Raw genomic sequence first — 24,069 nt, forward strand, 5'->3', positions numbered from 1 at the left:
ACCACAATGAAGAAAATAGTGAAACCAAATGCAGGGGGGTAATTTACCGCCAACACCGCTGAGTGTGAGTTAAGTGAGATTCAAGAATATGTAAGGATTGAGTAAAACCGGCTGCGCGCGAGTCAAATAGGCATGAAAATAGCCGAAATCAGGCAGGAGAGTTAAAAATGAAGATTTTGTTAGTCGATGATGATGTGGAATTGGGCACGATGCTGAGGGAATACTTGGGCGGCGAGGGGTTTAATGCCGAATTGGTATTAACCGGCAAAGCAGGTATTGCCGCAGCCTTATCAGGAGACTATACCGCCTTAATTCTCGATATTATGTTGCCTGATATGAGTGGCATTGATGTCTTGCGGCAAGTGCGTAAAAAAAGTCGCTTACCGATCATTATGTTAACCGCCAAAGGGGATAATATTGACCGGGTTATCGGTCTGGAAATGGGGGCGGATGACTACATGCCTAAACCCTGTTACCCCCGCGAGCTGGTAGCCCGCTTGCGTGCGGTATTGCGCCGTTTTGATGAACATCCTGATGTATCGTCAGCCGATGACAGTATCATCAGCCATGGCGACCTCACGCTCAACCCGTCAACACGCAGCAGCGAATGGCAGGGTAAAGCGTTTGATCTGACTGCATCAGAATTTAATTTGTTAGAACTGCTGTTGCGTTCACCCGATCGCGTGGTCACCAAAGATGAATTATCCGATAAAGGATTAGGCCGACCACGGGAAGCCTATGACCGCAGTGTTGATGTGCATATCAGTAATATTCGTCAAAAACTTGCAGCCTTGGCGGGGAATAAGCTGAATATTGAAACGGTACGTAGTATTGGCTACCGCATCAGATAATAGCCTTGGGTGGAGTGACATTGCTTATGCGCGGACGGCTGTTCTGGAAAATCCTGCTAGGGTTTTGGTTTACCTTTATTTTAATGACTCAGATGTTGTGGGTGGTGTTTTCTTTTTACGGCAATCGCCATGAACCCCCTGAGCGTGAAATGGTGCGGCAAATTGCTAAATTGCAGGTTGCTTCGGCGGCATCGGTATTACAATCCGGTGGTTTGCCTGCGCTGAATACCATGACAGCGAACTGGTCAGCGGCAGACAAAACTCATTTTTCTGTATTACCGGTGGCGGCGCTGCCACCGCTGGCCGAAGAAGTGCCCACCACAAAGGCCGCTTCCCAAGGCAGTGAACCTGAATTTTACCGTCGTGAGGTGACCACTTGGGCCCAAGACCCGGATGGGCAAAACTACCGCGTTAGCTACGACATTGATGGTTTACGTCCCGTTAATCAGCGGGGTGGGCCGGATGAAAACCGCCATGAAATACTGAATATACCTATTCCTATGATTTGGATGGGAGTATTAGGCGGGTTGTTCTTCAGCGCGTTATTAGCCTGGAACCTAACGCGGCCAATGCGCCAGCTACGTGCCGGTTTTGAACGGGTGGCACAGGGGGATTTGTCGGTACGATTGCTGCCGGTAATGCGGCGGCGTCATGATGAGTTGACCGAAGTTGCGCGCGACTTTGACTCAATGGCCGAGCGCCTTGAAGCGCTGGTCAGTGCGCGGGAGCAATTACTGCATGATGTTTCCCATGAATTGCGCTCCCCGCTGGCGCGTTTGCAACTGGCGATTGGGTTAGCGCATCAGAATCCGGGCAATGTTGAAAGCTCATTACAGCGCATTGAACATGAGTCGGAGCGGCTGGATAAGATGATTGGCGAGCTGTTGGCGCTATCACGGGCTGAAAGCCACCATCTGGCTGATGATGATGAGTATTTCGATTTACACGAACTGGTCAACGTGGTGGTAAACGATGCCCGCTTTGAGGCGCAAGTTCCGGGGGTTGAAATCTTGCTACAGGTGTCACCACTAATTGAGTATACCGTTAGGGGTAATGCTGAGTTGATGCGGCGGGCTATTGATAACATTGTCCGTAACGCGCTGCGCTTCTCCGTTCATGGGCAACAGGTCAACGTCGCACTTTCACTGGTGGATAAGAGTTATCAGATTCAGGTTGCTGACCAAGGGCCAGGGGTTGAGGAGAGTCTGTTATCCAGTATTTTCGACCCGTTTGTGCGCGTTAAGTCTGCAATGTCTGGTAAAGGTTATGGTTTGGGATTAGCCATTACACGTAAAGTGATTCAGGCCCATGGCGGGCAGGTTGAAGCTCGCAATGGTGAGCAGGGGGGGTTGGTGATTACACTGCGGGTTCCACGTTGGCTTGCTGTGGCGTAGTTTTTTAGTCACGGCAATAGCGATAAGGTTATAGCAGAAAACAAAAACGGCACCCTTAGGCGCCGTTTATTTTATTCGTAGAAGATTACTTCTTGATACGAATAATCGGTGTTTCACCAACGATGACACTACCGGACAGCTTAATCAGTTCTTTGATCTCGTCCATATTGGAGATAACAACCGGCGTCAATGTAGACTTGGCTTTCTCTTCCAGCAGGGCCAGATTGAACTCAATAACCACATCACCTTTCTTGACGCGTTGGCCTTCTTCAGCGATGCGTTTAAAGCCTTCGCCTTTCAGTTCAACAGTGTCAATACCGAAGTGGACGAACAGCTCAATGCCGCTGTCTGATTCGATAGAAAAAGCATGGTTAGTCTCGAAAATTTTACCGATGGTGCCGTCAACAGGAGCAACCATTTTATTGCCTGAAGGCTTGATAGCAATACCATCACCAACGATTTTCTCTGCAAAAACAACATCAGGAACATCTTCAATGTTGACGATTTCACCAGACAATGGTGCAACGATTTCAATAGTACCGCTGTCTTTTTTATCATCTGAAACCAATGATTTCAGTTTATCGAACAAACCCATGATCTTCTCCTAAGTATTTATACTCGTCATACTTCAAGCTGCATGTGCGTTGGCTGCGTTCAATCACCCGAATCACTTACAACACAGTAAGCTCATCGGGACTCTCTCACTTGCCGCCTTCCCGCAACTCGAATTATTTAGAGTTTATATCGGGCAGCGTTCCAGTATCGTGGAATTAGCAGAGTGTTTTTTCTTCGATGAATGTGGTAATCAAATCCATCAATTCCTTCGCTGTTGGTTGAGCTAATGCCTGCTCTGCCAACACCTTCACATCTTCGAAATTCGTGTTACGGATAATTTTCTTGATGCGTGGGATCGAAATCGCACTCATGCTGAACTCATCCAGCCCCATGCCCAATAGCAACAGTGTAGCACGTTCATCACCAGCAAGTTCACCGCACATACCGGTCCACTTACCTTCAGCGTGAGACGCATCAATAACCTGTTTGATCAGGCCCAATACCGATGGCGACATTGGATTATAGAGATGAGAAATCAGCTCATTACCACGATCTACTGCCAGAGTATACTGAGTTAGGTCGTTTGTCCCAATACTAAAGAAGTCAACTTCCTTAGCTAAATGATGAGCGATGACTGCCGCTGCAGGTGTTTCAACCATTACGCCGACTTCGATCGTTTCATCGAAGGCCTTGTTTTCTTCACGTAATTGGCCTTTCAGCAGCTCAAGTTCAGCTTTCAGTTCACGTACTTCTTCAACCGAAATAATCATCGGGAACATGATACGCAATTTGCCAAATGCCGAGGCTCGCAAGATTGCGCGCAGTTGTGCGTGCAGAATCTCTTTACGATCCATCGCAATACGGATGGCGCGCCAGCCCAGGAATGGGTTTTCTTCTTTCGGCAGGTTCATGTACGGCAAATCTTTGTCGCCGCCGATGTCCATGGTACGCACGATAACGGCCTGAGAACCCATGGCTTCTGCAACGGCTTTATAAGCCTGGAACTGCTCTTCTTCCGTTGGCAAAGAATCGCGATCCATAAACAGGAATTCGGTACGATACAGGCCAACACCTTCAGCGCCATTACGTTCAGCACCGGCGATATCACGCACAGTACCGATGTTGGCAACCACTTCAACCTGATGACCATCAAGGGTGATAGCAGGCAGGTCTTTTAATTTGGCCAGATCATTTTTCTCGGTGATGTATTGAGTATTCACCGCTTTCAACTGCTCAATAATATCGGCAGTCGGGTTTAAATAGACTTTGTTGTTTACCGCATCGAGGATCAAATAGTCGCCATTCTGGACTTGTTTGGTCACATCAGAGGTACCGACAATCGCCGGGAGTTCCAACGAACGAGCCATAATCGAGGTGTGAGAGGTACGGCCACCTAAATCGGTGATAAACCCTAACACTTTATCCAGATTAAGCTGTGCGGTTTCTGACGGCGTCAAATCGGTGGCAACCAGAATAACTTCTTCCTGAATGGCACTCAGATCAACAATTGTCAGGCCGAGAATGTTCTTCAGCAGGCGTTTACCGATATCACGCACGTCAGCCGCGCGCTCTTTCAGGTATTCGTCATCCAGTTCTTCCAAGGCTTTTGCTTGCCCTTCAATCACTGAATAAGCGGCTGCATCAGCAGAGGCATGCTCATCTTTGATGAGGGCTATGATTTCCTGCTCAAGCTCTTCGTCTTCCAACAGCATGATATGCCCTTCGAAGATGGCAGCTTTCTCTTCGCCGAGGCTTGCTTCAGCTTTGGTCTTAATCGCTTCTAACTGCTCAGACGCTTTGGCCCGCCCAGATTTGAAACGTTCGACTTCCTGCTCCACTTGGTCAGCAGAGATCTTTTTCCGGTTGATGACAATCTCATCTTCTTTCAGCAAAAGTGCTTTACCAAAAGCGATACCCGGTGATACTAAAATGCCTGAAATCATAACCCTACCTTACTCTTGACTGGTGTTAACTAAAAAAGCGTGCGTGATTACTCAAGCTCAGCCATCAGTTTTACCAGATGCTCAACAGCTTTCTTCTCATCTTCGCCTTCGGCAGAGATCGTAACAACAGTACCTTGGGTCAGGCCCAGAGTTTGTAGTTTGAACAGGCTTTTGGCGCTGGCGCTTTTACCGTTAGAAATCACAGTAATTTCAGACGTAAAACCTTTTGCTTCTTTTACGAACTGGGCAGCAGGGCGGGTGTGCAGACCGTTTGGTGCAGTAATGGTAACTTCTTGCTGGAACATTGTATTTCCCCAACTTATTGGATTTATGTTGTGGAGCTAAAGTTTAGTGTAAAACCCAAACTTTAGCCTGTATTGGTGCGCGTGTAACAAGACGAATTAGACTTGCGCATGACTATGCCTCAACCACCGGCAAGTCACAAAGACAGTTTCTGATGCGACCCGAATTCGGGTCTAAAATCGCCACTGTCATATCTAACAATAATGCTCTCTTTGCGTTATGTCTTCAATCTGCGTTCAGTGATGACATTTTTTGCCGCATTGCATAATTGATAAATCGATTCAGCCAGAGATGCACTCAAGATACGATTAATTTCGCGTATCAAAATAATTGACCGGTTAAATACTAAACCCAGAGGGTAAAATCAATCTTTATGTAGTGAAAACTTTGAAGTAGGCCACAAAAAAAGCACCCACGGGGGTGCTTTTTTAGCATTTAGTGCGACAGCGTGACTATTGTTGCAGCTCTTGCTCTGTGAACAAATCTGCAAACAATGCTGTGCTTAAATAACGCTCACCCGAGGAAGGAAGAATAACCACAATTGTTTTGTCAGTAAAGCCATCTTCTTCGGAAAGTTTGACTGCTGCCGCAACGGCTGCACCGGAAGAAATACCGGCCAAAATACCTTCTTCGTCCATCAAACGACGCGCCATTGAGATAGCTTCGTCATTGGTTACCAACGCTACGCGGTCAACCAAACTCAGATCGAGGTTGCCGGGAATAAAGCCAGCACCGATACCCTGGATTTTATGCGGGCCGGGTTTGATTTCCTGCCCAGCCAAAGCTTGAGTGATAACGGGGGAATCGGTCGGTTCAACCGCCACCGTGGTAATCGCTTTGCCTTTGGTATTTTTAATATAGCGGCTAACACCTGTCAGGGTGCCACCGGTACCGACACCAGCGATAAAGACGTCTACTTCACCATCGGTATCTTCCCAGATTTCCGGGCCGGTGGTTTGCTCATGAATTGCCGGGTTTGCCGGGTTACTGAATTGCTGCAAAATCAGATAACGGTTAGGGTCAGTTGCTTGAATTTCTTCCGCTTTGGCAATGGCCCCTTTCATGCCTTTGGCCCCCTCGGTCAGTACCAGATTGGCCCCAAGCGCTTTCAATAACTTGCGGCGCTCAATGCTCATGGTTTCCGGCATAGTAAGGGTTAATTTATACCCGCGCGCGGCGGCAACAAATGCTAAAGCAATGCCGGTATTACCGCTGGTAGGCTCTACCAGTTCTTTGCCAGCGGTCAGAATACCGCGCTTTTCGGCATCCCAAATCATATTGGCACCGATACGGCATTTAACGCTGAAACTTGGATTGCGTGATTCAACCTTCGCCAAAATGCGCCCGTTACCGATACGGTTCAGACGAACCAGCGGCGTATGGCCGATTGTTAAAGAGTTGTCTTCATATATCTTGCTCATAGCCCGTCCTTTAACTCTATGAAAATGTGGGAAACGTTCAAAGCATACGCTAACAGTATGGCTATGGAAGTAAGTAATTAGTATATCGATATGTTATTAGGAAATAAGTTTTAATCCCAATAGCTTTTGATCTTAGTCACGAGGGCGTGACTGGCACGCCCAGAGGACACTAACGCGTTGGTTGAGTAAACTGGTCTCGATAGCGGTCTACCCACATTGCAGTGGCCCCGCAGACGGCAACCGGTAGAATCACCAGATTAAGGAATGGGATCATGGTAAACAAGCTCACCAGTGCGCCAAATTGCAGGTTATCGACTTTATTCTGGCGCAGCGCGCTGCGCATCTGCTGGAAACTCACCTTATGGTTATCAAAGGGATAATCGCAATATTGAATCGACAGCATCCAGGCGCTGAATAAGAACCACAATACCGGAGCAACCGTCTGACCAATGCCAGGGATAAAGTAGAGCAGCAGTAGTCCTAATGCCCGGGGCAGGTAGTAAGCCAGCTTCTGCCATTCGCGCGCCATAATGCGGGGCAAATCTTTAACTATTCCCCATATGCCCGTGTCTGGCAGTGGTTTACCCGTCAGGCTGGCCTCCAGTTGTTCAGCCAGCAAACCGCTAAAAGGGGCGGCGATAATATTGGCGAGGGTACTGAACAGGTAACTGAATACCAGTAGCACTGAGATAACCATTACTGGCCATAGCAAATAACTCAACCACTGCAACCAGTCGGGAACATGGCTCATCAACTGAGGCACCCAGTCGCCTATACGGTTGAATAACCACCAGAAAGCGCCCCCCATCAGCAGAATATTCACCAATAAAGGCAAAATAACAAATCGCCGGATACCCGGACGGGAAATTAATTGCCATCCTTGGGCAAAATAATGGACACCACTTACCTTTTTTACCGCTTTTTGCGTATACGCCATGCCATTCAGTTCTCTGTAAGTCTATTGACCCGCGTATCATATCGGTATGATTTCCCACTGCATAGTCACATATTGTGCAAAAAGTAAGCGAAACATCTAGCATAATCATCTTTCTTCGAAGAAAATTGAGCACGGACTTGCACTTGTGTTCGTTGGCAAATAGAGTTAAAGGGTGAATGTTTGCCGCGGTGGCAATGTATTGGAACAACAGAGATAGTAATGATGCAGGATTTGCGTCTGATATTAATCGTTGTTGGCGCGATCGCCATAATAGCGTTGTTATTGCATGGTTTATGGACCAGCCGTAAAGAACGCTCTTCACTTTTTCGCGATCGCCCAGTTAAACGTCCGAAACAAGAACGTGTTGAAACCCCGATCGAGAGTCTCGATGAAGGGGTAGGAGAAGTGCGCGTCCGCACTGCTCATCCACAGGAGAAGCCTTCGTTTAGTCATATTGATGACGACGACGGAGAAATGCCGGTTATTCAGCATACTGATACCAAACCGGCTCAGGTCAAGGCGGAACCTCGTCAGAAACCTTTTGCTTCAGTGCCAACAGACTATGACGACCCTCTTTTGGGTGGGCTATCGGCTGAGCAACCACCGCATGCATCACCGCGTGATCCTTTGCTTGGAACGGTTGACGAGTCTTATTCACAACCGCGACACGCAGAGTCACCGCATGTGGCAGAACCTGCACCTCGTGTGGCACCACAACATGTGGCATCACAACCAGAGCCTGTGGCTCCGGCATCCGAGGTGAAACCACAGAAACTGAAAGAAACCGTTCTGGTGTTGCATGTTGCCGCGCATCACGGTGGTGCTCTTGGTGGCGAGGTGCTGCTACAGAGTGTTCTTCAGTCTGGTTTCCAATTTGGTGAGATGGGTATTTTCCATCGTCATCTTAGCCCGGCAGGCAGTGGCCCAGTATTATTCAGTCTGGCGAATATGGTAAAACCGGGTTCTTTCGACCCTGATACCATGTCTGATTTCTCAACGCCGGGTGTTTCAATGTTTATGATGGTACCGTCTTATGGCGATGCAAATCAGAACTTTAAGTTAATGCTGCAATCTGCCCAACGCATTGCCGATGATGTCGGTGGTGTGGTGTTGGATGATGACCGCCGCATGATGACCCCGCAGAAGCTGGAAACGTATAAAGCGCGTATCCGCGAAGTGCTGGATGCAAACGCAAGCGCCTGATAACGTCGCCTCGCAATGAATCGAATTAACCCGAACCCCCGCATGCCGGGGGTTTTTTATCTTTGATGGTGAGCCATGGAATCGATAATTCAGCAAATTAATCAACTAAGAACCTCATTGCGCCATCATGAACATCTTTATCATGTGTTGGATGCCCCTGAGATCCCTGATGCTGAATATGACCGTTTGATGCAGCAATTACGTTCCCTGGAAGCACAACACCCCGAACTGATTACTCATGATTCACCGACGCAGCGAGTTGGTGCCGCGCCACTTGATGCATTTGAACAGGTTAGGCACGAAGTGCCGATGCTGTCTCTTGATAACGTCTTCGATGAAGATAGCTACCTGGCTTTTGACAAACGGGTGCACGATCGCCTGAAAAGCGCGGAGCCACTGACTTTCTGCTGTGAGCTGAAGCTGGATGGCCTGGCAGTCAGCCTATTGTATGAAAATGGTGAGTTAGTCAGGGCCGCCACCCGTGGTGACGGTACCACGGGTGAAAATATTACTGCAAATGTGCGTACCATCCGTGCCATTCCACTGCGCTTGCATGGGGAGAATATTCCGCAGCGGGTGGAAGTTCGTGGTGAGGTCTTTATGCCGCAAGCGGGTTTTGAGCAGCTTAACGAAGAGGCACGCCGCAAAGGCGGTAAAATTTTCGCCAATCCACGCAATGCTGCCGCCGGTTCATTACGTCAACTCGATCCCCGTATCACAGCTAAACGGCCATTAATGTTCTTCTGTTATGGTGTGGGTTTACTCGATGGCGGTGATCTTCCGCGTAGTCATATTCAGCGCCTGATGCAATTTAAAGCCTGGGGGCTGCCGGTCAGTAATCGAGTGAAATTATGTACTGGTAGCGATGAGGTGATTGCCTTCTACCGTCAGGTAGAGCAGGACCGTACCAGTTTGGGATTTGATATTGATGGCGTGGTTATCAAGGTTGATTCACTTGACTTGCAAGAGCAACTTGGTTTCGTGGCACGCGCGCCCCGTTGGGCTACAGCGTTTAAATTTCAGGCGCAGGAACAGATAACTCAAGTTCGTGACGTGGAATTTCAGGTAGGGCGCACCGGTGCTATCACTCCAGTGGCACGTCTGGAGCCTGTGCAGGTGGCGGGCGTGATCGTCAGTAATGCGACATTGCATAACGCCGATGAAATTGAGCGTCTTGGTATCCGTATTGGCGATACCGTCATTATTCGCCGTGCTGGAGATGTGATCCCGCAAGTGGTTGGTGTGGTGATGGAACAACGCCCGCAGGATACCAAAGAGATAGTTTTCCCGCAGCACTGCCCGGTATGTGGTTCTGATATCGAGCGGGTAGAAGGTGAGGCGGTTGCTCGCTGCACCGGTGGCCTGTTCTGTGCCGCACAGCGTAAAGAGGCGTTGAAGCATTTTGTTTCCCGCCGGGCGTTGGATGTGGACGGGATGGGTGACAAGATTATCGAACAACTGGTAGAGAAACAGTATGTCGAGAACCCGGCTGATTTATTTGAGTTGACCGCTGGCAAACTGACCGGTTTAGATCGGATGGGGCCAAAGTCGGCACAAAATCTGATTGCGGCGTTAGAGAAAGCGAAACAAACAACCTTCGCCCGCTTTCTGTATGCCCTGGGTATTCGTGAAGTCGGCGAGGCGACTGCGGCTAATTTAGCGGCTCACTTCTGTAATCTGGATAATCTGCGCGCGGCAGATATCGACGCATTAAAAAGTGTGCCGGATGTAGGGGAAGTGGTGGCCAGGCATGTGCGGAATTTCCTCAGCGAAGAACATAATCAGAAAGTGATCGCAGCGCTGGAGAAAGTGATCAGTTGGCCGGAACCTCAGCAAATTATTGCCGAAGAGATTGATAGCCCCTTTGCTGGGAAAACGGTAGTGCTGACGGGGTCACTGACCATACTCTCGCGGGACGAAGCGAAAGATCGTCTGGCCGCTTTAGGTGCCAAAGTGAGTGGCAGTGTTTCCAAAAAAACGGATCTGGTTATTGCTGGTGAGGCGGCGGGGTCAAAACTGGCGAAAGCGCAGGAACTTGGGATTACCGTCATTGATGAAGCGGAAATGATTCGTCTGCTGGGTGAGTAAAGCTAACGCCAGAGGGCGGTATGGAAAAAGAAAATTTGATTGAGATTGCCAATACCCGGATGCCGTTTGGTAAATACCAAGGGCGGGTATTAATCGATTTGCCGGAGGAGTATCTGCTCTGGTTCGCCCGTAAAGGGGAATTTCCGCCGGGCAAGTTGGGTATGCTGATGGAGCTGACGCTGACCATTAAAATCGAGGGATTGGATGGTTTGGTAAAACCCCTCAAGCGTGGTTAACTTTGCAGTCTAAAACAGGGCGATGGTCGTTATGCTGCCATCGCCCCATCAGTGTTTAACCAAATATCAATGTGATTAAATATAAACGTCAATCTGGTTCTGTGCGGAAGGGCGGTTTACTCCATCACCGGTGGGCGCAGTTGCCGCATTGTTGTCACCTTCTTTGCTTTTATCCGCTTCCTGTGCCTGAATACGGGCAAGCTCAGCTTGTAGCGCTGCAATTTGACTCTGAATCTGTTGTTGTTGCTTTTGCAGTTCATCGGCAGTCAAACCAGAATCTTTTAACGTACTTAATTTTTCGGTCAGTTTTTGGATCTGCTGACTAATGGATTTGATTTGTGCCGCCGCACTGCTGTCAGAAGAGCTACTGCTGCTCACTGACACCGATGCTGCAGAGATAGTATTCGACATCATTATTCCTCAGTAAAACGTGGGTGGAGTAATGCTTATCGACGAGAGGATATTAACCTTTAACGTTAAAGGGCTGCTTTACACAATCTTATCACTTGCTTATCACTTGGCTGTTTTTTGAACACAATAATATTATCCTGAGGCGTTAAATCACCAAACGTAGTTCAGGCCAATGTCGTTGCCAACCTTTGCTCTTTATCCGTTGGTAGTAGGTATCAACCTCACCGTTTTTTGGGTTCAAGGTGATCGTTCGGGTAAACAGTGCGCCCAAACCCAGCGGTGCCACCAGTTCAATATCGCCGCTAGCATTGAGCCTGGCACCGATTGCTGTTTCTACTTCAACCCAGTAGCTGATGGCATCGTCGGTACTGGTATAAGGTTGGCGACCACTACGCAGGTGCATTCTGGCTTGATTTTTTACTGACCAGGGGAAGGAGAGATGCTGAGCCGCACTCTTTTGCTGTAGCTGTGCTTCTCGCTGTAAGTCATGTTGTTCGTGGGCATGTTGCTTATCGAAATAGACTAAATCGATGTCATTGAGCGCGGTTGCTAACGGGTACCCATGCAATTGATCCCACACCAGATTACGCACAAATCCTGCCGCCAGACACCACTGGTTTAACCCGAGTTCTCGGGCAATCGATAAAGCCTGCATACGATAAGGGTCAGCCTGTAGCCATTGAATGATTTGTTGCTGCTGATTCATGCCTATTTCCACAGTAATCAATACCTTTGATTAGCTCGCAGGATAGCAGAGATAAATGACAAATAGTGAGGAGGGCTTACGCGAGAAAGCAAAAAACCGGCCATAGGCCGGTTTCTTAAAGAGTGGTGGAGCTAGACGGGATCGAACCGTCGACCTCTTGCATGCCATGCAAGCGCTCTCCCAGCTGAGCTATAGCCCCACAAATGTGGTTGTTCGTACTGACTTATCTATAATGCCACCCTTTTCCGGCCTGATATGCAATCAAACAAGAAAATTTGGTGGAGCTAGACGGGATCGAACCGTCGACCTCTTGCATGCCATGCAAGCGCTCTCCCAGCTGAGCTATAGCCCCAATGCGCACATAATAAATCGTGTGAACGGGGCGCATGATATGAAACCACTGAAACAGTGTCAACGGCTAATTCGATTTCTCGCGTTAAGCGCTGAAAAAGCCGCCAAATCAGCGGGTAAATAGCATTAAATATTAAATGTAGCTCACACTATCTAACGGGTAATAATAAAAAGGCGGCCTGAATAGCCGCCTGATTGAACGCGCAATAACCGTATTATTGCTGTGCTTCGCGCTCGCTGATAAAGGCTAATGCTTTATCAATACGTGCCAGTGAGCGTGCCTGACCGATAGCATGGACAGTGACATCCATTCCTGGCGATTGACCCGCACCGGTGACAGCGACACGCAGCGGCATACCCACTTTACCCATACCTACACCTAACTCATCAGCCGTGCCCTGAATCGCGTTGTGAACGTTTTCAGTGGTCCAGTCGGTGATGGCGGCGAGTTTGGCTTTAACCGCTTCAAGCGGCTGGCGGGCCACTGGACGCAAATGCTTTTTAGCCGCATCAGCATCGAACTCGTCAAACTCTTCGTAAAAGTAACGGCAGGACTCGGCCATCTCTTTCAGAGTTTTGTAGCGCTCACCCAACAATTTTACGATTTCAACTAACTCAGGGCCATTACGGGTATCAAGCCCCAGTTGCTCAACATGCCATGACAGGTGAACAGCAACATGCTCTGGTGGCAGGCTATTGATATAGTGATGATTCAGCCATTGTAGTTTTTCAGTATTAAATGCACTGGCTGACTTACTGACCGCATCGAGTGTAAACAACTCAGTCATTTCGGCCACCGAGAAAATCTCCTGATCACCATGAGACCAACCCAAACGTACCAAATAGTTCAGTAGTGCCTCTGGCAGATAGCCGTCATCGCGGTATTGCATAACACCAACAGCACCGTGGCGTTTCGACAGTTTTTTACCATCATCACCCAGAATCATTGAGACATGGGCATACTCAGGAACTGGCGCGCCTAATGCTTTCAGAATATTAATCTGACGCGGTGTATTGTTAATATGGTCTTCACCACGGATAACGTGGGTGATTTCCATATCCCAGTCATCAATGACCACACAGAAGTTATAGGTTGGTGAACCATCGGTACGGCGGATGATTAAATCATCCAGTTCCTGATTGCTGAATTCAATCGGGCCACGGATTTTGTCGTCGAAAATGACCGAGCCTTCCTGCGGGTTTCGAAAACGCACCACTGATGGCTCATCAGCGCCATGAGTACACTGGCTATCGCGACAGCGGCCATCGTAGCGAGGCTTCTCGCCATTGGCCATTTGGGTTTCACGCAACTCATCCAGGCGCTCTTTAGAGCAATAGCAGCGATAAGCGGTGCCCTTTTCCAACATTTGGTCGATCACGGCATTGTAGCGATCGAACCGTTTGGTTTGGAAATACGGGCCTTCATCCCAATCCAGATTCAACCAGTTCATACCGTCCATAATCGCGTCGATGGCTTCCTGAGTTGAGCGCTCAAGATCGGTATCTTCAATACGCAGAACAAACTCACCACCTAAATGACGGGTGAACAGCCAGGAATACAATGCGGTGCGCGCGCCACCTACATGGAGATAGCCGGTAGGGCTGGGTGCAAAACGGGTTTTGATTTTCATTGGAATCGATGCCTTATTACGCTACGCCGGCCAGCAAAAGCTGACAGTTGCTCGAAATTTGAAAAAGTAGGCGACATTCTACCACCCTGTAGTAATTCCTCAACGATGTTACCGGTATGCAATTGATGATCTCCCCGTCATCTTTCAAATTGCAGGTGTGTTGCCCGCACTCACTCACCCGAATCACTGACTGTGTAAGCTTATCGGGTTCATTTGCTTGCCATCTTCCTGCACCTTGAAATATTTTGTGGATAGTTTAATAAAGGTTCACAGCGGTGATAAATATCGCATCCTGTTTAAATTTGCGGCGAACGATTGTTTTCGTTTTAAAAACCGTTGACTCACTTCGAACTATCCCTATAATGCGACTCCAACAACACGGCGGGGCGATTAGCTCAGTTGGTAGAGCATCTCCTTTACACGGAGGGGGTCATCAGTTCGAATCTGGTATCGCCCACCAAACTCGACGTGTTATGAAGTAAAGCAATAAATGAGATAGATGAGGGCGATTAGCTCAGTTGGTAGAGCATCTCCTTTACACGGAGGGGGTCATCAGTTCGAATCTGGTATCGCCCACCACTCATCGCTCATTATTCAAAGCGTTAAGATTTAAAGTAGTAGAAGTGGGCGATTAGCTCAGTTGGTAGAGCATCTCCTTTACACGGAGGGGGTCATCAGTTCGAATCTGGTATCGCCCACCACTTCTTTTACTTCGCAGTATCCTACAATGGGTCGTTAGCTCAGTTGGCAAGATAGTAGCTTTTAATCAATTGGTTAGAGGTTCGAGCCGAGCGAAGCGAGACAGCAACGCGCAGCGTTGACCCGAAGGGCGAGTCCGCAGGATGAGTAATCCCGCATGAATCGCGTTAAAAATGTCGAATAAATCTATATAATGGGTCGTTAGCTCAGTTGGTAGAGCAGTTGACTTTTAATCAATTGGTCGCAGGTTCGAATCCCGCACGACCCACCATTATATCAAGTACCGCATTAATCCCCCGACACTAAAAACTCAAAAACTGCACGAAATCGTGTGGGTGAGACAAAACTGCATGTCAGTTTTGAACAACGCTTGCGTTGGCCCGAAGGGCGAGTATCAAAATGATACGAGTAACCTGCGTTCAGGTTCGAGCCGAGCGAAGCGAGACAGCAACGCGCAGCGTTGACCCGAAGGGCGAGGCCAGAGGCCGAGTAATCCCGCTCGACCCACCATTATATTCACTACCTCACTTACAACGCCATTTATTGCTTATTAACTGCCATATCACATCCATCCCAGTATTAAATTTACCCACTAAAGTCCCCCAACTTTTGATTACTCAAAGAATCATCATTCGTGTAAATAGCCCTGGCGTGAATCGTAGGCATAAAAAAAGGCGCCGTAGCGCCTCTTTAAGGATTTTTTTCTGCGACTTAGAGTACCAGGCCCGCAATAGAGGCGGACAGCACACTGACCAGCGTAGAGCCGTATAACAGCTTCAAGCCAAAGCGTGAAACCACATTCCCTTGGTGCTCATTCAAACCTTTAATCGCACCGGCTACGATACCAATAGAGGAGAAGTTAGCGAATGAAACCAGGAATACTGACAGGATACCCACGCTGCGTGGCGACAGTTCTGATGCCACTTTCTGCAAGTCCATCATTGCCACGAATTCGTTAGAAACCAGTTTGGTTGCCATGATGCCACCAACTTGTAAGGCTTCATGAGTTGGTACGCCCATCACCCAGGCAAACGGGAAGAAGACATAGCCCAAGATACCTTGGAAGCTGATACCGAACAGCAAGCTAAATAAGGCATTCATCGCAGAAATCAATGCGATAAAACCAATCAGCATGGCTGCAACGATGATAGCCACTTTGAAACCGGCCAGAATGTACTCACCCAGCATTTCAAAGAAGCTCTGGCCTTCGTGCAAGTTGCTCAGTTGCAACTCTTCTTCATCCTCTGCTTTATACGGGTTGATCAATGACAACACGATAAAGGTACTGAACATGTTAAGCACTAACGCTGCAACCACAAACTTCGCGTCCAGCATTGACATATATGCACCCACGATTGACATGGAAACTGTCGACATCGCGGTTGCTGCCATGGTGTACATGCGTTTTTCAGACATTTTGCCCAAAATGTCTTTATAGGCGATGAAGTTTTCAGATTGGCCCAGAATCAGTGAGCTGACGGCGTTGAATGATTCCAGCTTACCCATGCCGTTAACTTTAGACAGCAAAGTACCAATAATACGAATAACGACCGGCAGAACTTTAATGTATTGCAGAATACCAATCAGAGCAGAAATAAAGACGATTGGGCACAGCACTCTCAGGAAGAAGAACGCCAAACCTTTATCACCCATATTGCCAAAGACGAAGTCAGTACCGTTAGCGGCAAATCCAAGTAACTTGTCGAATAAACCGGCGAATCCTTTCACAAAACCCAATCCAGCTTCTGAATGGAGGAAGAAGTACGCCAACAACACTTCAATTACCAGCAATTGAATAACAAACCGAATGCGAATGCTTTTCCGATCCTTACAGATCACCAGAGCTAATATGGCCACCACGACTAAGGCCAACGCAAACTGCAGAATATGGGACATGTGTGCTCCAAATTTGAGGCAGGCTAGATTTCGGTGGACATTTTATGTAACGGCTACATTAAAAACGAGATGTAGACAGCAAATATAGAAATTCACTTGCACTAATGCAAACGAATTAGTGGGGTTGATCACAAAAAATAGGATGTTAATAATTTGCTACGAAAGTAGTTCAAATATGCTAGGTTGAACAATTGTAGTAACGCGCGACGAAAATAGCGATGGAATAGTTAACTCGCGTTTTCAGAAAGCAGTCACCGGTGATTGCTGCCGCCTGATTATACGTTGTTAGCTATTAGAGAGATAACTTTTACCACTCCAAATGCGCTTGATAATTATTATCATTTAGATATTATTGCTGGTAAGAAAGTAGACGTAAGTTTTCAAGGGTAATACTGAATGCTAAATAGCCGCGCTGTCGATACATCCCGCCGTACATCAAGGAGGATAAAACTCTCCCTGATGGGGCCTGCTTTTATCGCGGCCATCGGTTATATCGACCCCGGCAACTTCGCTACCAACATTCAGGCCGGGGCTTCTTTCGGTTATACCTTATTGTGGGTGGTGGTTTGGGCCAACATTATGGCTATGTTGATTCAATTGCTCTCCGCCAAGCTCGGTATTGCCACCGGCAAAAATCTGGCTGAGCATATCCGTGACCGTTTTCCACGGCCTGCGGTATGGGCTTACTGGGTACAGGCTGAAATTATTGCGATGGCGACAGATCTTGCCGAATTTATCGGGGCAGCCATCGGGTTTAAATTACTGCTAGGCGTGACACTCCTTGAAGGTGCTGTCCTGACCGGTATCGCCACTTTCCTGATTCTTATGCTGCAAAAACGTGGGCAAAAACCTCTTGAGCTGGTTATCGCTGGGTTGCTGATTTTTGTGGCTGCGGCTTATATCGTCGAACTTATTTTCTCCCAGCCGGAACTCGCGGCGTTGGGGCGCGGTATGTTGGTTCCTGAGCTACCTAATCGTGACGCGGTGTTTTTGGCCGCTGGGGTATTAGGTGCCACCATAATGCCACACGTTATTTATCTGCATTCATCCTTGACGCAAACGGCGGGAGATGACTCCAAGACATCCCGTTATGCTGCCACAAAATTGGATGTGGCGATTGCCATGACAATTGCCGGTTTTGTAAATCTGGCGATGATGGCAACGGCAGCAGCGGCTTTCCACTTCAATGGCTATGGCAGTATTGCTGAAATCGAGCAAGCATATCTAACACTACAACCTTTGTTAGGTAATGCCGCCGCCACTATTTTTGGCTTAAGTTTGGTTGCAGCCGGGTTGTCATCGACAGTGGTGGGGACATTGGCAGGGCAGGTCGTGATGCAAGGCTTTGTCCGGTTTTATATTCCTATCTGGGTGCGCCGCACGGTGACCATGTTGCCTTCATTTATTGTCATTTTGGCAGGGATGGATGCAACACGGATCTTAGTGATGAGTCAGGTACTGCTGAGTTTTGGTATTGCGTTGGCGTTAGTTCCATTGCTGGCTTTCACTGGCAATAAAGAATTGATGGGAGAGATGGTTAACTCAAAATTGATTCAAGTTTTGGGGAAGATAATTGTGTTAGTCGTGGTTGGATTAAATGCCTACCTGCTGATTAGCTTGCTCTAAGGTATTTATGGTGGCGGATCGATAGCCAATCATCCGCCTGAAGCCTTTGCTAATTAGTCATCATCATGATGGCGCTCATGCCCTTTACCACGATGATGTTTCTTGCCGTGGTTGTCATGATGTTTATCGTATTTCCAATAGCGCCCTTCACGGTAATAATAGTTCTTTTGCCATGAGTCTCTGTTTTGCCAGCGGTGCCCATCCCAGTAATGCCCATGGCGGTTTCGTTCGCCTAAATCCCGCCCCTGATGATCCTGCCACCATCGCTGATCGCGCCAGTCATAACCATCCCAATAATTGCCACGGCGATCTTGCTCACCTATCTGCAATGAAACACTGGGGAGTAGCTCAATACTCTCGGCATTTGCCATAGGAACGAGAGGAAACCAGGCTAATATCGTTACTAATAACAGTGGTCTTAACGAAATAGGTCTAAATATCGTCGGTTTCAAAACATCCACTTTTGACATGATTTATCCTTGCGCAGCTTTATTGGCTATGGCCTATCTTAAACTGCGGTTCGGCAACTGTGACTCAGATAAAACTGTAAAATAAAAAATTGAGATTTATCTGTAAAAGTGATGGATGGGGTACCTGAGTACCCCTATTGCTGCTTAGAGAGAGCGTTTACACCAGAATATCTTCAATACGTTTGATTTCTTCGGCGCTGAAGTCCGTGTTTGCCAACATACCGACAGCATCGTCAATCTGGCTGGTTTTGCTGGCACCAATCAGTGCTGAAGTCACCCGCCCGCCACGTAATACCCAGGCTAAAGACATCTGTGACAACTTCTGGCCGCGCTCGTGCGCCAACGTGTTCAACTGGCGCACTTTGACCAGTTTTTCTGCGGTAAGCTGCTCAGGATTAAGGAATTTGCTGCTACTGGCAGCCCTTGAGTCCTGCGGAATACCGGCCAAATAGCGATCTGTCAAAACGCCGCCCGCCAACGGTGAAAAGGCAATTGACCCCACGCCATACTCATCTAAGGTGTCTTGCAGATCGGCTTCAATCCAGCGTTCGAACATCGAATATTTAGGTTGATGGATCAGACAAGGCGTACCGAGACTCGCCAGAATGTCACAGGCCTGGCGGGCTTGCGCGGCTGGATAGTTAGACAAACCGATATACAGCGCTTTACCTTGGCGCACCAGCAGATCCAATGCAGCCATAGTTTCTGCCAATGGTGTGTTAGGGTCTGGGCGATGGTGGTAGAAAATATCAACATAATCCAGCCCCATGCGTTGCAGACTTTGGTTGATACTGGCCACCAGATATTTCTTCGAACCCCAGTCGCCATAAGGGCCAGGCCACATGGTGTATCCCGCTTTTGAAGAGATAATCAGTTCATCACGATAGGGGCGCAGGTCTTGTTGCAGGATGCGGCCAAAGTTCAGTTCGGCTGAACCGGGCGGCGGACCATAGTTATTGGCTAAGTCAAAATGAGTGATACCACGGTCAAAAGCACGATGAACCAAATTGCGGCTATTTTCGTACAGTGTACTGTCACCAAAGTTATGCCACAGGCCAAGAGAAATTGCCGGGAGCATTAATCCACTACGACCACAACGATGATATTTCATCTCTTGATAACGGGAGGACGTTGCCTGATAGACCATGATGATCCTTATTAGCGAGAGTAAACGACAGTTTAGTGTATGCGTTTTCACTGGCGACGTAAGCTAACAGGATCACAAGATAAAGCGGAGAAGGGAATGTTAGAAAATAATTACAGTAGTCACTAATTAGGCGTCTGGTTTATCGATACCATTACTACCGGTTAATTGGTCTAACAACCAATAGCCCGCTGGCCCCGGTGGGCTTTTTTTCGACCAAACCGCATCAATAGAGATCATTTTCGGCCAACCAATGGTGGGCAACGCGACCAGTTTTTTACGGCTGTATTGATCCACCAACCAGCGTGGCAAAATGGCCCAGCCGAAGCCTTGCTCCGCCATTTCTAATAACATTAAGTAGCTGGGGGCTGACCACATTAGCCCTTGTGACTGGTTGCGTTCAGTTCGATTGTAAGTATTGAGGCAAAGTTGTCGGGTGGTGGCCAATTGTTCGCGGTGAACCTGAGGGAGCTTTGCCAGCGGATGACCCTGCTGCACGAATATCGCCATTTCAGTCTGTGTGGCTAATCGGCGGGCCGCAATATCCGGTGGATAGTGCGACTGAACTTCTACTACACCGATATGTGCGCGCCGCAGTTGTAGCAGGTCAATAACGTCACCCTCTTCGGCAATCAGGCACTCAAATTCGATATCAGGGTAACGCTGCTCAAAACGGCGTAGTAAGACCTCATGATGTGTTGGTTGATAAGTATCAGAAAGGACAAAAGTCAGTCGAGTTTCAACCTGACCTGCCAGGCGAATTGATAGATTATCCAGCCGTTCGCTGGCCGCCAGAATTTCCTGCACATGGGATAACACCCGGCGGCCATGGTCAGTTAATACCGGCTGGCGCGCCTGGCGGTCAAATAAGGTCAACCCCAGATCGGCTTCCAGATTAGCGATGGCGGTGCTGATAGTTGATTGGCTTTTGCGCAACTTACGTGCCGCCGCGGAGAAGGACCCAAGGGCTGCGGCTTCAACAAATGCGATTAAGGCTTCGGGAGAATATTGCATAAACTATCTATTTTATCGATGGGTTCTATTTTTAATCTATCTTAAAAAACGATGATAATCACCTCCAACAATCTGTCATCAATTAATTTAAGTAGGTGTTTTATGCAAGTTCATCACCGATCTCTCTTGGAGCGGATTATTCATGCCGTTGGGTTTGAAGTGATTGCCGTCGCCATTTGTGCGCCCATTGGTGCATGGTTACTGGATCGTTCCATACTGCAAATGGGAACATTAGCCGTGATCCTCTCCTCGGTAGCGATGCTGTGGAATATTGTCTACAACAGTCTGTTTGACCACTTCTGGCCAGTCAGCCGGGTAGCAAAGACTTTGCTCGTGCGGGTACTCCATGCACTGGGCTTCGAGGGTGGTTTTATCCTGATAGGCTTACCTATCGCGGCTTTCACGTTGGGCGTGTCGCTGTTACAGGCATTTATGTTGGAGATCGGTTTCTTCTTGTTCTTCCTGCCTTACACCGTATGTTACAACTGGGCCTATGACAGCCTGCGGATGCGTGTTATTCGCTCGCGCCAGCTTGCGGCATTGCAACCGGTTTCTGAGAAAGGGCGCAATTCGCGCTAAATACTTACGTCATTTTTCACCTTCAGCAGCGGTATTTTGCCGTTGCTGAAACGTTTTTATGTGATCTTTGTCACAAAGCGAAAGGGTTTAGCGCATTGATATTGTTGTTTCTCCAACCTGATTTTACAGTGGGCGTAGTTGAAATTAAGCATCCCCCTGTAACGGAGAAGTTTCTGATGACGAGCTATGCCCTGGTGGGTGACGTTGGCGGCACTAATGCCCGTTTGGCGCTTTGCGCTGTGGCGACGGGCGAAATATCACAAGCAAAAACATATTCAGGGTTGGAATACGACAGCCTGGAAGATGTCATTAAGCAATATCTGTCAGAACATACAGTCACCGTAAAGGCTGCCTGTATCGCTATTGCTTGCCCGATTACCGGGGATTGGGTGGCGATGACCAATCATACTTGGGCATTCTCTATTGCAGCCATGCAGCAAAGCCTGGGGTTGGATCATCTGGAGGTGATCAACGATTTTACGGCGGTATCGATGGCGATCCCGGTGCTGTCCGAACAGGATGTGTTGCAGTTTGGCGGTACAACGCCTCAACCGGGTAAACCAGTGGCAGTTTATGGCGCAGGTACTGGGTTAGGTGTGGCCCATTTAGTTAATGTGGACCGCCGTTGGATTAGCTTGCCGGGAGAGGGCGGTCATGTGGACTTCGCCCCGAACAGTGAAGAAGAAGACGTTATTTTGGCGGTTTTGCGCCAGGAGCTGGGCCATGTCTCTGCTGAGCGGGTACTTTCCGGGCCGGGGCTGGTTAATTTATACCGGGCTATCGTGATATCTGACGCACGCCTGCCGGAGAATCTGGTACCGAAAGACATTACTGAACGCGCTCTGGCGGATAGCTGTACTGACTGCCGCCGCGCCTTATCACTATTTTGCGTGATTATGGGCCGTTTTGGCGGCAATCTGGCATTGAATCTCAGCACTTTTGGTGGCGTTTATATTGCTGGCGGTATCGTGCCGCGCTTTATGGAATTCTTTAAAGCCTCGGGCTTCCGTAGTGCTTTTGAAGATAAAGGCCGTTTCAAAGATTTCCTGCAAGATATTCCTGTTTATATGATTACCCATCAGCAACCGGGTTTGCTGGGGGCGGGCGCTTACTTGCGTCAGCGATTAGGGCATGAATTATAAGGTTTTTGTTCGCCATCGGTGAAATATGAAAGCAGAGCCAAGGCTCTGCTTTTTTTACATCATTGCTTTAAACCAGCCCCATACTTTACAAACTCTGGCTGAGTTGTATTAGTTATGGTTGGCTGCGTTACACTCTATTAGGCATGGCTACGGGCAGTCACGCCTGCTGTCGCGGTTGATGTGCTTTCAATCTCGGTTGCTGCACCTTTTGGCGGTTTGATTATCAACGTCAGCAGCAGAGAAAGCACTGACAGCACCGCGATAACCATAAATGTCGCCTGATATCCTCCCAGTTGTGCGGCAATAAACGAACCTGCCAGCGCACCCAGACCAAACCCTTGATAGATGACGCCGTAGTTTTTACTGTGATTTTTCAGACCGAAGAAGTCGCCCACAATCGCCGGGAACACGGTAATATTGCCGCCGAAGCAGAAGGCTATCGCCCCGACACACAGGAAGAACAGCGCATGAGTCAGTGGAGCAAAACTCAACACGGATACCGCTAATGTGGTGACCAGCAAGGTGAAGCTGATTACGCGCAAACGGCCCACTTTGTCTGATAGTGCACCAAGGATAATGCGCCCTGCGGTATTAAAGATAGCAATGGCCGACACGGTGTTAGCCGCCATCGCCAGGTCCATTCCTGCCAGTTGTACGCCTAAATCTTTCACGATACCAATCAGATATAAGCCACTCATACAGGCGGTGAAGAAGATGATGAATAAGAAGTAAGACTCTTTAACTGCCAGCATCTCTTTGACACTGAAATCACGCCCGTTACGGGCAGTTTGCAGGCTGTTGTTGGCCTGTGGTGCAACTGCTTTTTCTTGTAGCAAGAAAGAGCCGGCTCCCACTAATACCATCACGATGATGCCCCAGTAGAAAAATGCCAGCGACACCCCTTGGTTGGCAATCAGACTGGCATTTACATATTTGAACAATAAGCTGCCGGTACCAAATGCCCCCACCGAAATGCCGGAAATCAGCCCTTTACGTTCCGGGAACCATTTAATCAGATTTGACAGGGTGGTGATGTAGGCAGTGCCATCGGCGAAACCGACCACGATACCGGCCAACAGATAAATCATTCCCAATGATGTGGCAAAAGAGCTGGCGATCAGGCCCAAGCCAAGGATGATACCGGAAATCAACGTCAGTTTACGGATACCGATACGCTCTTGCAGGCGGCCAGCAAACAGAGTGGCAATAGCGAGAGAAAAACTGGTAATGGAAAATGTGGTTGCAACCGCCCCTAACGACCAACTGAACTTCTCTCCCAGTGGCTGATTAAATAAGCTCCAGGTATAGATAGTTCCCAACCCCATCTGAACGATGATGGTACCCGCAACAATTAGCCAACGATTTACCGGTTTACTGCTCATGCCGGACTCCTTAAACATCAATGCAATGTGGCCCGAATATGGCTATTGCGAACATAACAATCAGTTGCAATAGCGTCGGAAGCCAAA

Annotated in this window: 21 protein-coding genes, 6 tRNA genes and 2 other RNA genes; 14 read left to right on the plus strand and 15 right to left on the minus strand. The window is 48.4% G+C overall.

The window, feature by feature from the left end:
* Positions 1-167: 167 nt before the first annotated feature.
* Complete coding sequence (locus EL015_RS06285) at positions 168-851, plus strand: response regulator transcription factor (RefSeq protein WP_005183766.1); 684 nt, start codon at positions 168-170, stop codon at positions 849-851.
* A 26-nt stretch (positions 852-877) separates the two neighbouring features.
* Positions 878-2,245, plus strand: a complete 1,368-nt coding sequence (locus tag EL015_RS06290; protein WP_005183764.1) for an ATP-binding protein — start codon at positions 878-880, stop codon at positions 2,243-2,245.
* 85 nt (positions 2,246-2,330) lie between these two features.
* On the opposite strand, the gene crr is transcribed toward EL015_RS06290, so the two are convergent.
* The 5 genes from crr to cysZ all read right to left on the minus strand — a co-directional run bounded on the left by crr (position 2,331) and on the right by cysZ (position 7,404).
* Positions 2,331-2,840 (minus strand): PTS glucose transporter subunit IIA, encoded by a 510-nt coding sequence (crr, locus tag EL015_RS06295; protein WP_005183761.1) that lies wholly within the window; start codon positions 2,838-2,840, stop codon positions 2,331-2,333.
* Between the two features lie 175 nt (positions 2,841-3,015).
* Positions 3,016-4,743, minus strand: coding sequence for a phosphoenolpyruvate-protein phosphotransferase PtsI (ptsI, locus tag EL015_RS06300; RefSeq protein WP_005183755.1), 1,728 nt, complete (start codon positions 4,741-4,743; stop codon positions 3,016-3,018).
* Between the two features lie 47 nt (positions 4,744-4,790).
* Positions 4,791-5,048 (minus strand): phosphocarrier protein Hpr, encoded by a 258-nt coding sequence (gene ptsH, locus EL015_RS06305; protein WP_005183751.1) that lies wholly within the window; start codon positions 5,046-5,048, stop codon positions 4,791-4,793.
* A 450-nt stretch (positions 5,049-5,498) separates the two neighbouring features.
* The gene (gene cysK, locus EL015_RS06310) at positions 5,499-6,467 is read right to left on the minus strand and encodes a cysteine synthase A (RefSeq protein ID WP_005183749.1); all 969 of its coding nucleotides are present in this window, start codon (positions 6,465-6,467) and stop codon (positions 5,499-5,501) included.
* Between the two features lie 169 nt (positions 6,468-6,636).
* Positions 6,637-7,404, minus strand: coding sequence for a sulfate transporter CysZ (gene cysZ / locus EL015_RS06315; protein ID WP_005183746.1), 768 nt, complete (start codon positions 7,402-7,404; stop codon positions 6,637-6,639).
* Between the two features lie 219 nt (positions 7,405-7,623).
* Between cysZ and zipA the strand changes: the two genes are divergently transcribed.
* From zipA to EL015_RS06330, 3 genes are all read left to right on the plus strand, one after another.
* On the plus strand, positions 7,624-8,607 hold the full coding sequence (gene zipA / locus EL015_RS06320) for a cell division protein ZipA (RefSeq protein ID WP_032905962.1): 984 nt from the start codon (positions 7,624-7,626) through the stop codon (positions 8,605-8,607).
* Between the two features lie 75 nt (positions 8,608-8,682).
* The gene (gene ligA, locus EL015_RS06325; protein ID WP_005183738.1) at positions 8,683-10,695 is read left to right on the plus strand and encodes an NAD-dependent DNA ligase LigA; all 2,013 of its coding nucleotides are present in this window, start codon (positions 8,683-8,685) and stop codon (positions 10,693-10,695) included.
* A gap of 20 nt (positions 10,696-10,715) precedes the next feature.
* The gene (locus EL015_RS06330) at positions 10,716-10,931 is read left to right on the plus strand and encodes a DUF3820 family protein (protein ID WP_005183737.1); all 216 of its coding nucleotides are present in this window, start codon (positions 10,716-10,718) and stop codon (positions 10,929-10,931) included.
* A 75-nt stretch (positions 10,932-11,006) separates the two neighbouring features.
* Here EL015_RS06330 and EL015_RS06335 read toward each other — a convergent pair whose 3' ends face one another.
* The 5 genes from EL015_RS06335 to gltX all read right to left on the minus strand — a co-directional run bounded on the left by EL015_RS06335 (position 11,007) and on the right by gltX (position 14,030).
* Positions 11,007-11,342 carry a FlxA-like family protein gene (locus tag EL015_RS06335; RefSeq protein WP_032905961.1) on the minus strand — a complete coding sequence of 112 codons (336 nt, stop codon included), beginning with the start codon at positions 11,340-11,342 and terminating at the stop codon, positions 11,007-11,009.
* A 145-nt stretch (positions 11,343-11,487) separates the two neighbouring features.
* Positions 11,488-12,048: a nucleotidyltransferase family protein gene (locus EL015_RS06340; RefSeq protein ID WP_005183731.1), complete on the minus strand. Its 561-nt coding sequence runs from the start codon at positions 12,046-12,048 to the stop codon at positions 11,488-11,490.
* Between the two features lie 123 nt (positions 12,049-12,171).
* Positions 12,172-12,247: transfer RNA gene (locus tag EL015_RS06345), tRNA-Ala, on the minus strand.
* A gap of 77 nt (positions 12,248-12,324) precedes the next feature.
* Positions 12,325-12,400: transfer RNA gene (locus EL015_RS06350), tRNA-Ala, on the minus strand.
* A gap of 214 nt (positions 12,401-12,614) precedes the next feature.
* Positions 12,615-14,030: a glutamate--tRNA ligase gene (gene gltX / locus EL015_RS06360; RefSeq protein WP_005183730.1), complete on the minus strand. Its 1,416-nt coding sequence runs from the start codon at positions 14,028-14,030 to the stop codon at positions 12,615-12,617.
* Between the two features lie 384 nt (positions 14,031-14,414).
* On the opposite strand from gltX, the gene EL015_RS06365 reads away from it, so the two are divergent.
* From EL015_RS06365 to EL015_RS06390, 6 genes are all read left to right on the plus strand, one after another.
* Positions 14,415-14,490: transfer RNA gene (locus tag EL015_RS06365), tRNA-Val, on the plus strand.
* Between the two features lie 43 nt (positions 14,491-14,533).
* Positions 14,534-14,609 (plus strand) — tRNA-Val (locus tag EL015_RS06370).
* A 46-nt stretch (positions 14,610-14,655) separates the two neighbouring features.
* Positions 14,656-14,731: transfer RNA gene (locus tag EL015_RS06375), tRNA-Val, on the plus strand.
* 38 nt (positions 14,732-14,769) lie between these two features.
* A non-coding RNA gene (locus tag EL015_RS06380) (RtT sRNA) lies at positions 14,770-14,897 on the plus strand.
* A gap of 27 nt (positions 14,898-14,924) precedes the next feature.
* Positions 14,925-15,000, plus strand: a tRNA-Lys gene (locus EL015_RS06385).
* A 100-nt stretch (positions 15,001-15,100) separates the two neighbouring features.
* A non-coding RNA gene (locus EL015_RS06390) (RtT sRNA) lies at positions 15,101-15,239 on the plus strand.
* Between the two features lie 201 nt (positions 15,240-15,440).
* Here EL015_RS06390 and EL015_RS06395 read toward each other — a convergent pair.
* Entirely contained in the window at positions 15,441-16,625 is a 1,185-nt protein-coding gene (locus tag EL015_RS06395) for a NupC/NupG family nucleoside CNT transporter (RefSeq protein WP_005183720.1), read from the minus strand.
* Positions 16,626-17,021: 396 nt separating this feature from the next.
* Here EL015_RS06395 and EL015_RS06400 point away from each other — a divergent pair, with 396 nt between their 5' ends.
* The gene (locus EL015_RS06400) at positions 17,022-18,251 is read left to right on the plus strand and encodes an Nramp family divalent metal transporter (protein ID WP_032905960.1); all 1,230 of its coding nucleotides are present in this window, start codon (positions 17,022-17,024) and stop codon (positions 18,249-18,251) included.
* Positions 18,252-18,304: 53 nt separating this feature from the next.
* Here the strand turns inward: EL015_RS06400 and EL015_RS06405 are convergent, their stop codons facing one another.
* The 3 genes from EL015_RS06405 to EL015_RS06415 form a co-directional block, all read right to left on the minus strand.
* On the minus strand, positions 18,305-18,721 hold the full coding sequence (locus EL015_RS06405) for a DUF2502 domain-containing protein (protein WP_072088813.1): 417 nt from the start codon (positions 18,719-18,721) through the stop codon (positions 18,305-18,307).
* A gap of 157 nt (positions 18,722-18,878) precedes the next feature.
* Positions 18,879-19,868: an aldo/keto reductase gene (locus tag EL015_RS06410; RefSeq protein ID WP_005183708.1), complete on the minus strand. Its 990-nt coding sequence runs from the start codon at positions 19,866-19,868 to the stop codon at positions 18,879-18,881.
* 126 nt (positions 19,869-19,994) lie between these two features.
* On the minus strand, positions 19,995-20,879 hold the full coding sequence (locus tag EL015_RS06415) for a LysR family transcriptional regulator (protein WP_005183706.1): 885 nt from the start codon (positions 20,877-20,879) through the stop codon (positions 19,995-19,997).
* Positions 20,880-20,981: 102 nt separating this feature from the next.
* Here EL015_RS06415 and EL015_RS06420 point away from each other — a divergent pair, with 102 nt between their 5' ends.
* Both EL015_RS06420 and glk read left to right on the plus strand, forming a co-directional pair.
* Positions 20,982-21,458 carry a multidrug/biocide efflux PACE transporter gene (locus EL015_RS06420; RefSeq protein WP_032905959.1) on the plus strand — a complete coding sequence of 159 codons (477 nt, stop codon included), beginning with the start codon at positions 20,982-20,984 and terminating at the stop codon, positions 21,456-21,458.
* Positions 21,459-21,634: 176 nt separating this feature from the next.
* Positions 21,635-22,600 carry a glucokinase gene (gene glk / locus EL015_RS06425; protein ID WP_032905958.1) on the plus strand — a complete coding sequence of 322 codons (966 nt, stop codon included), beginning with the start codon at positions 21,635-21,637 and terminating at the stop codon, positions 22,598-22,600.
* 137 nt (positions 22,601-22,737) lie between these two features.
* Here the strand turns inward: glk and EL015_RS06430 are convergent, their stop codons facing one another.
* The gene (locus EL015_RS06430; protein WP_032905957.1) at positions 22,738-23,982 is read right to left on the minus strand and encodes an L-lactate MFS transporter; all 1,245 of its coding nucleotides are present in this window, start codon (positions 23,980-23,982) and stop codon (positions 22,738-22,740) included.
* Positions 23,983-24,069 lie beyond the last annotated feature (87 nt).

It is taken from the genome of Yersinia intermedia, from assembly GCF_900635455.1.
Taxonomy (GTDB): domain Bacteria; phylum Pseudomonadota; class Gammaproteobacteria; order Enterobacterales; family Enterobacteriaceae; genus Yersinia; species Yersinia intermedia.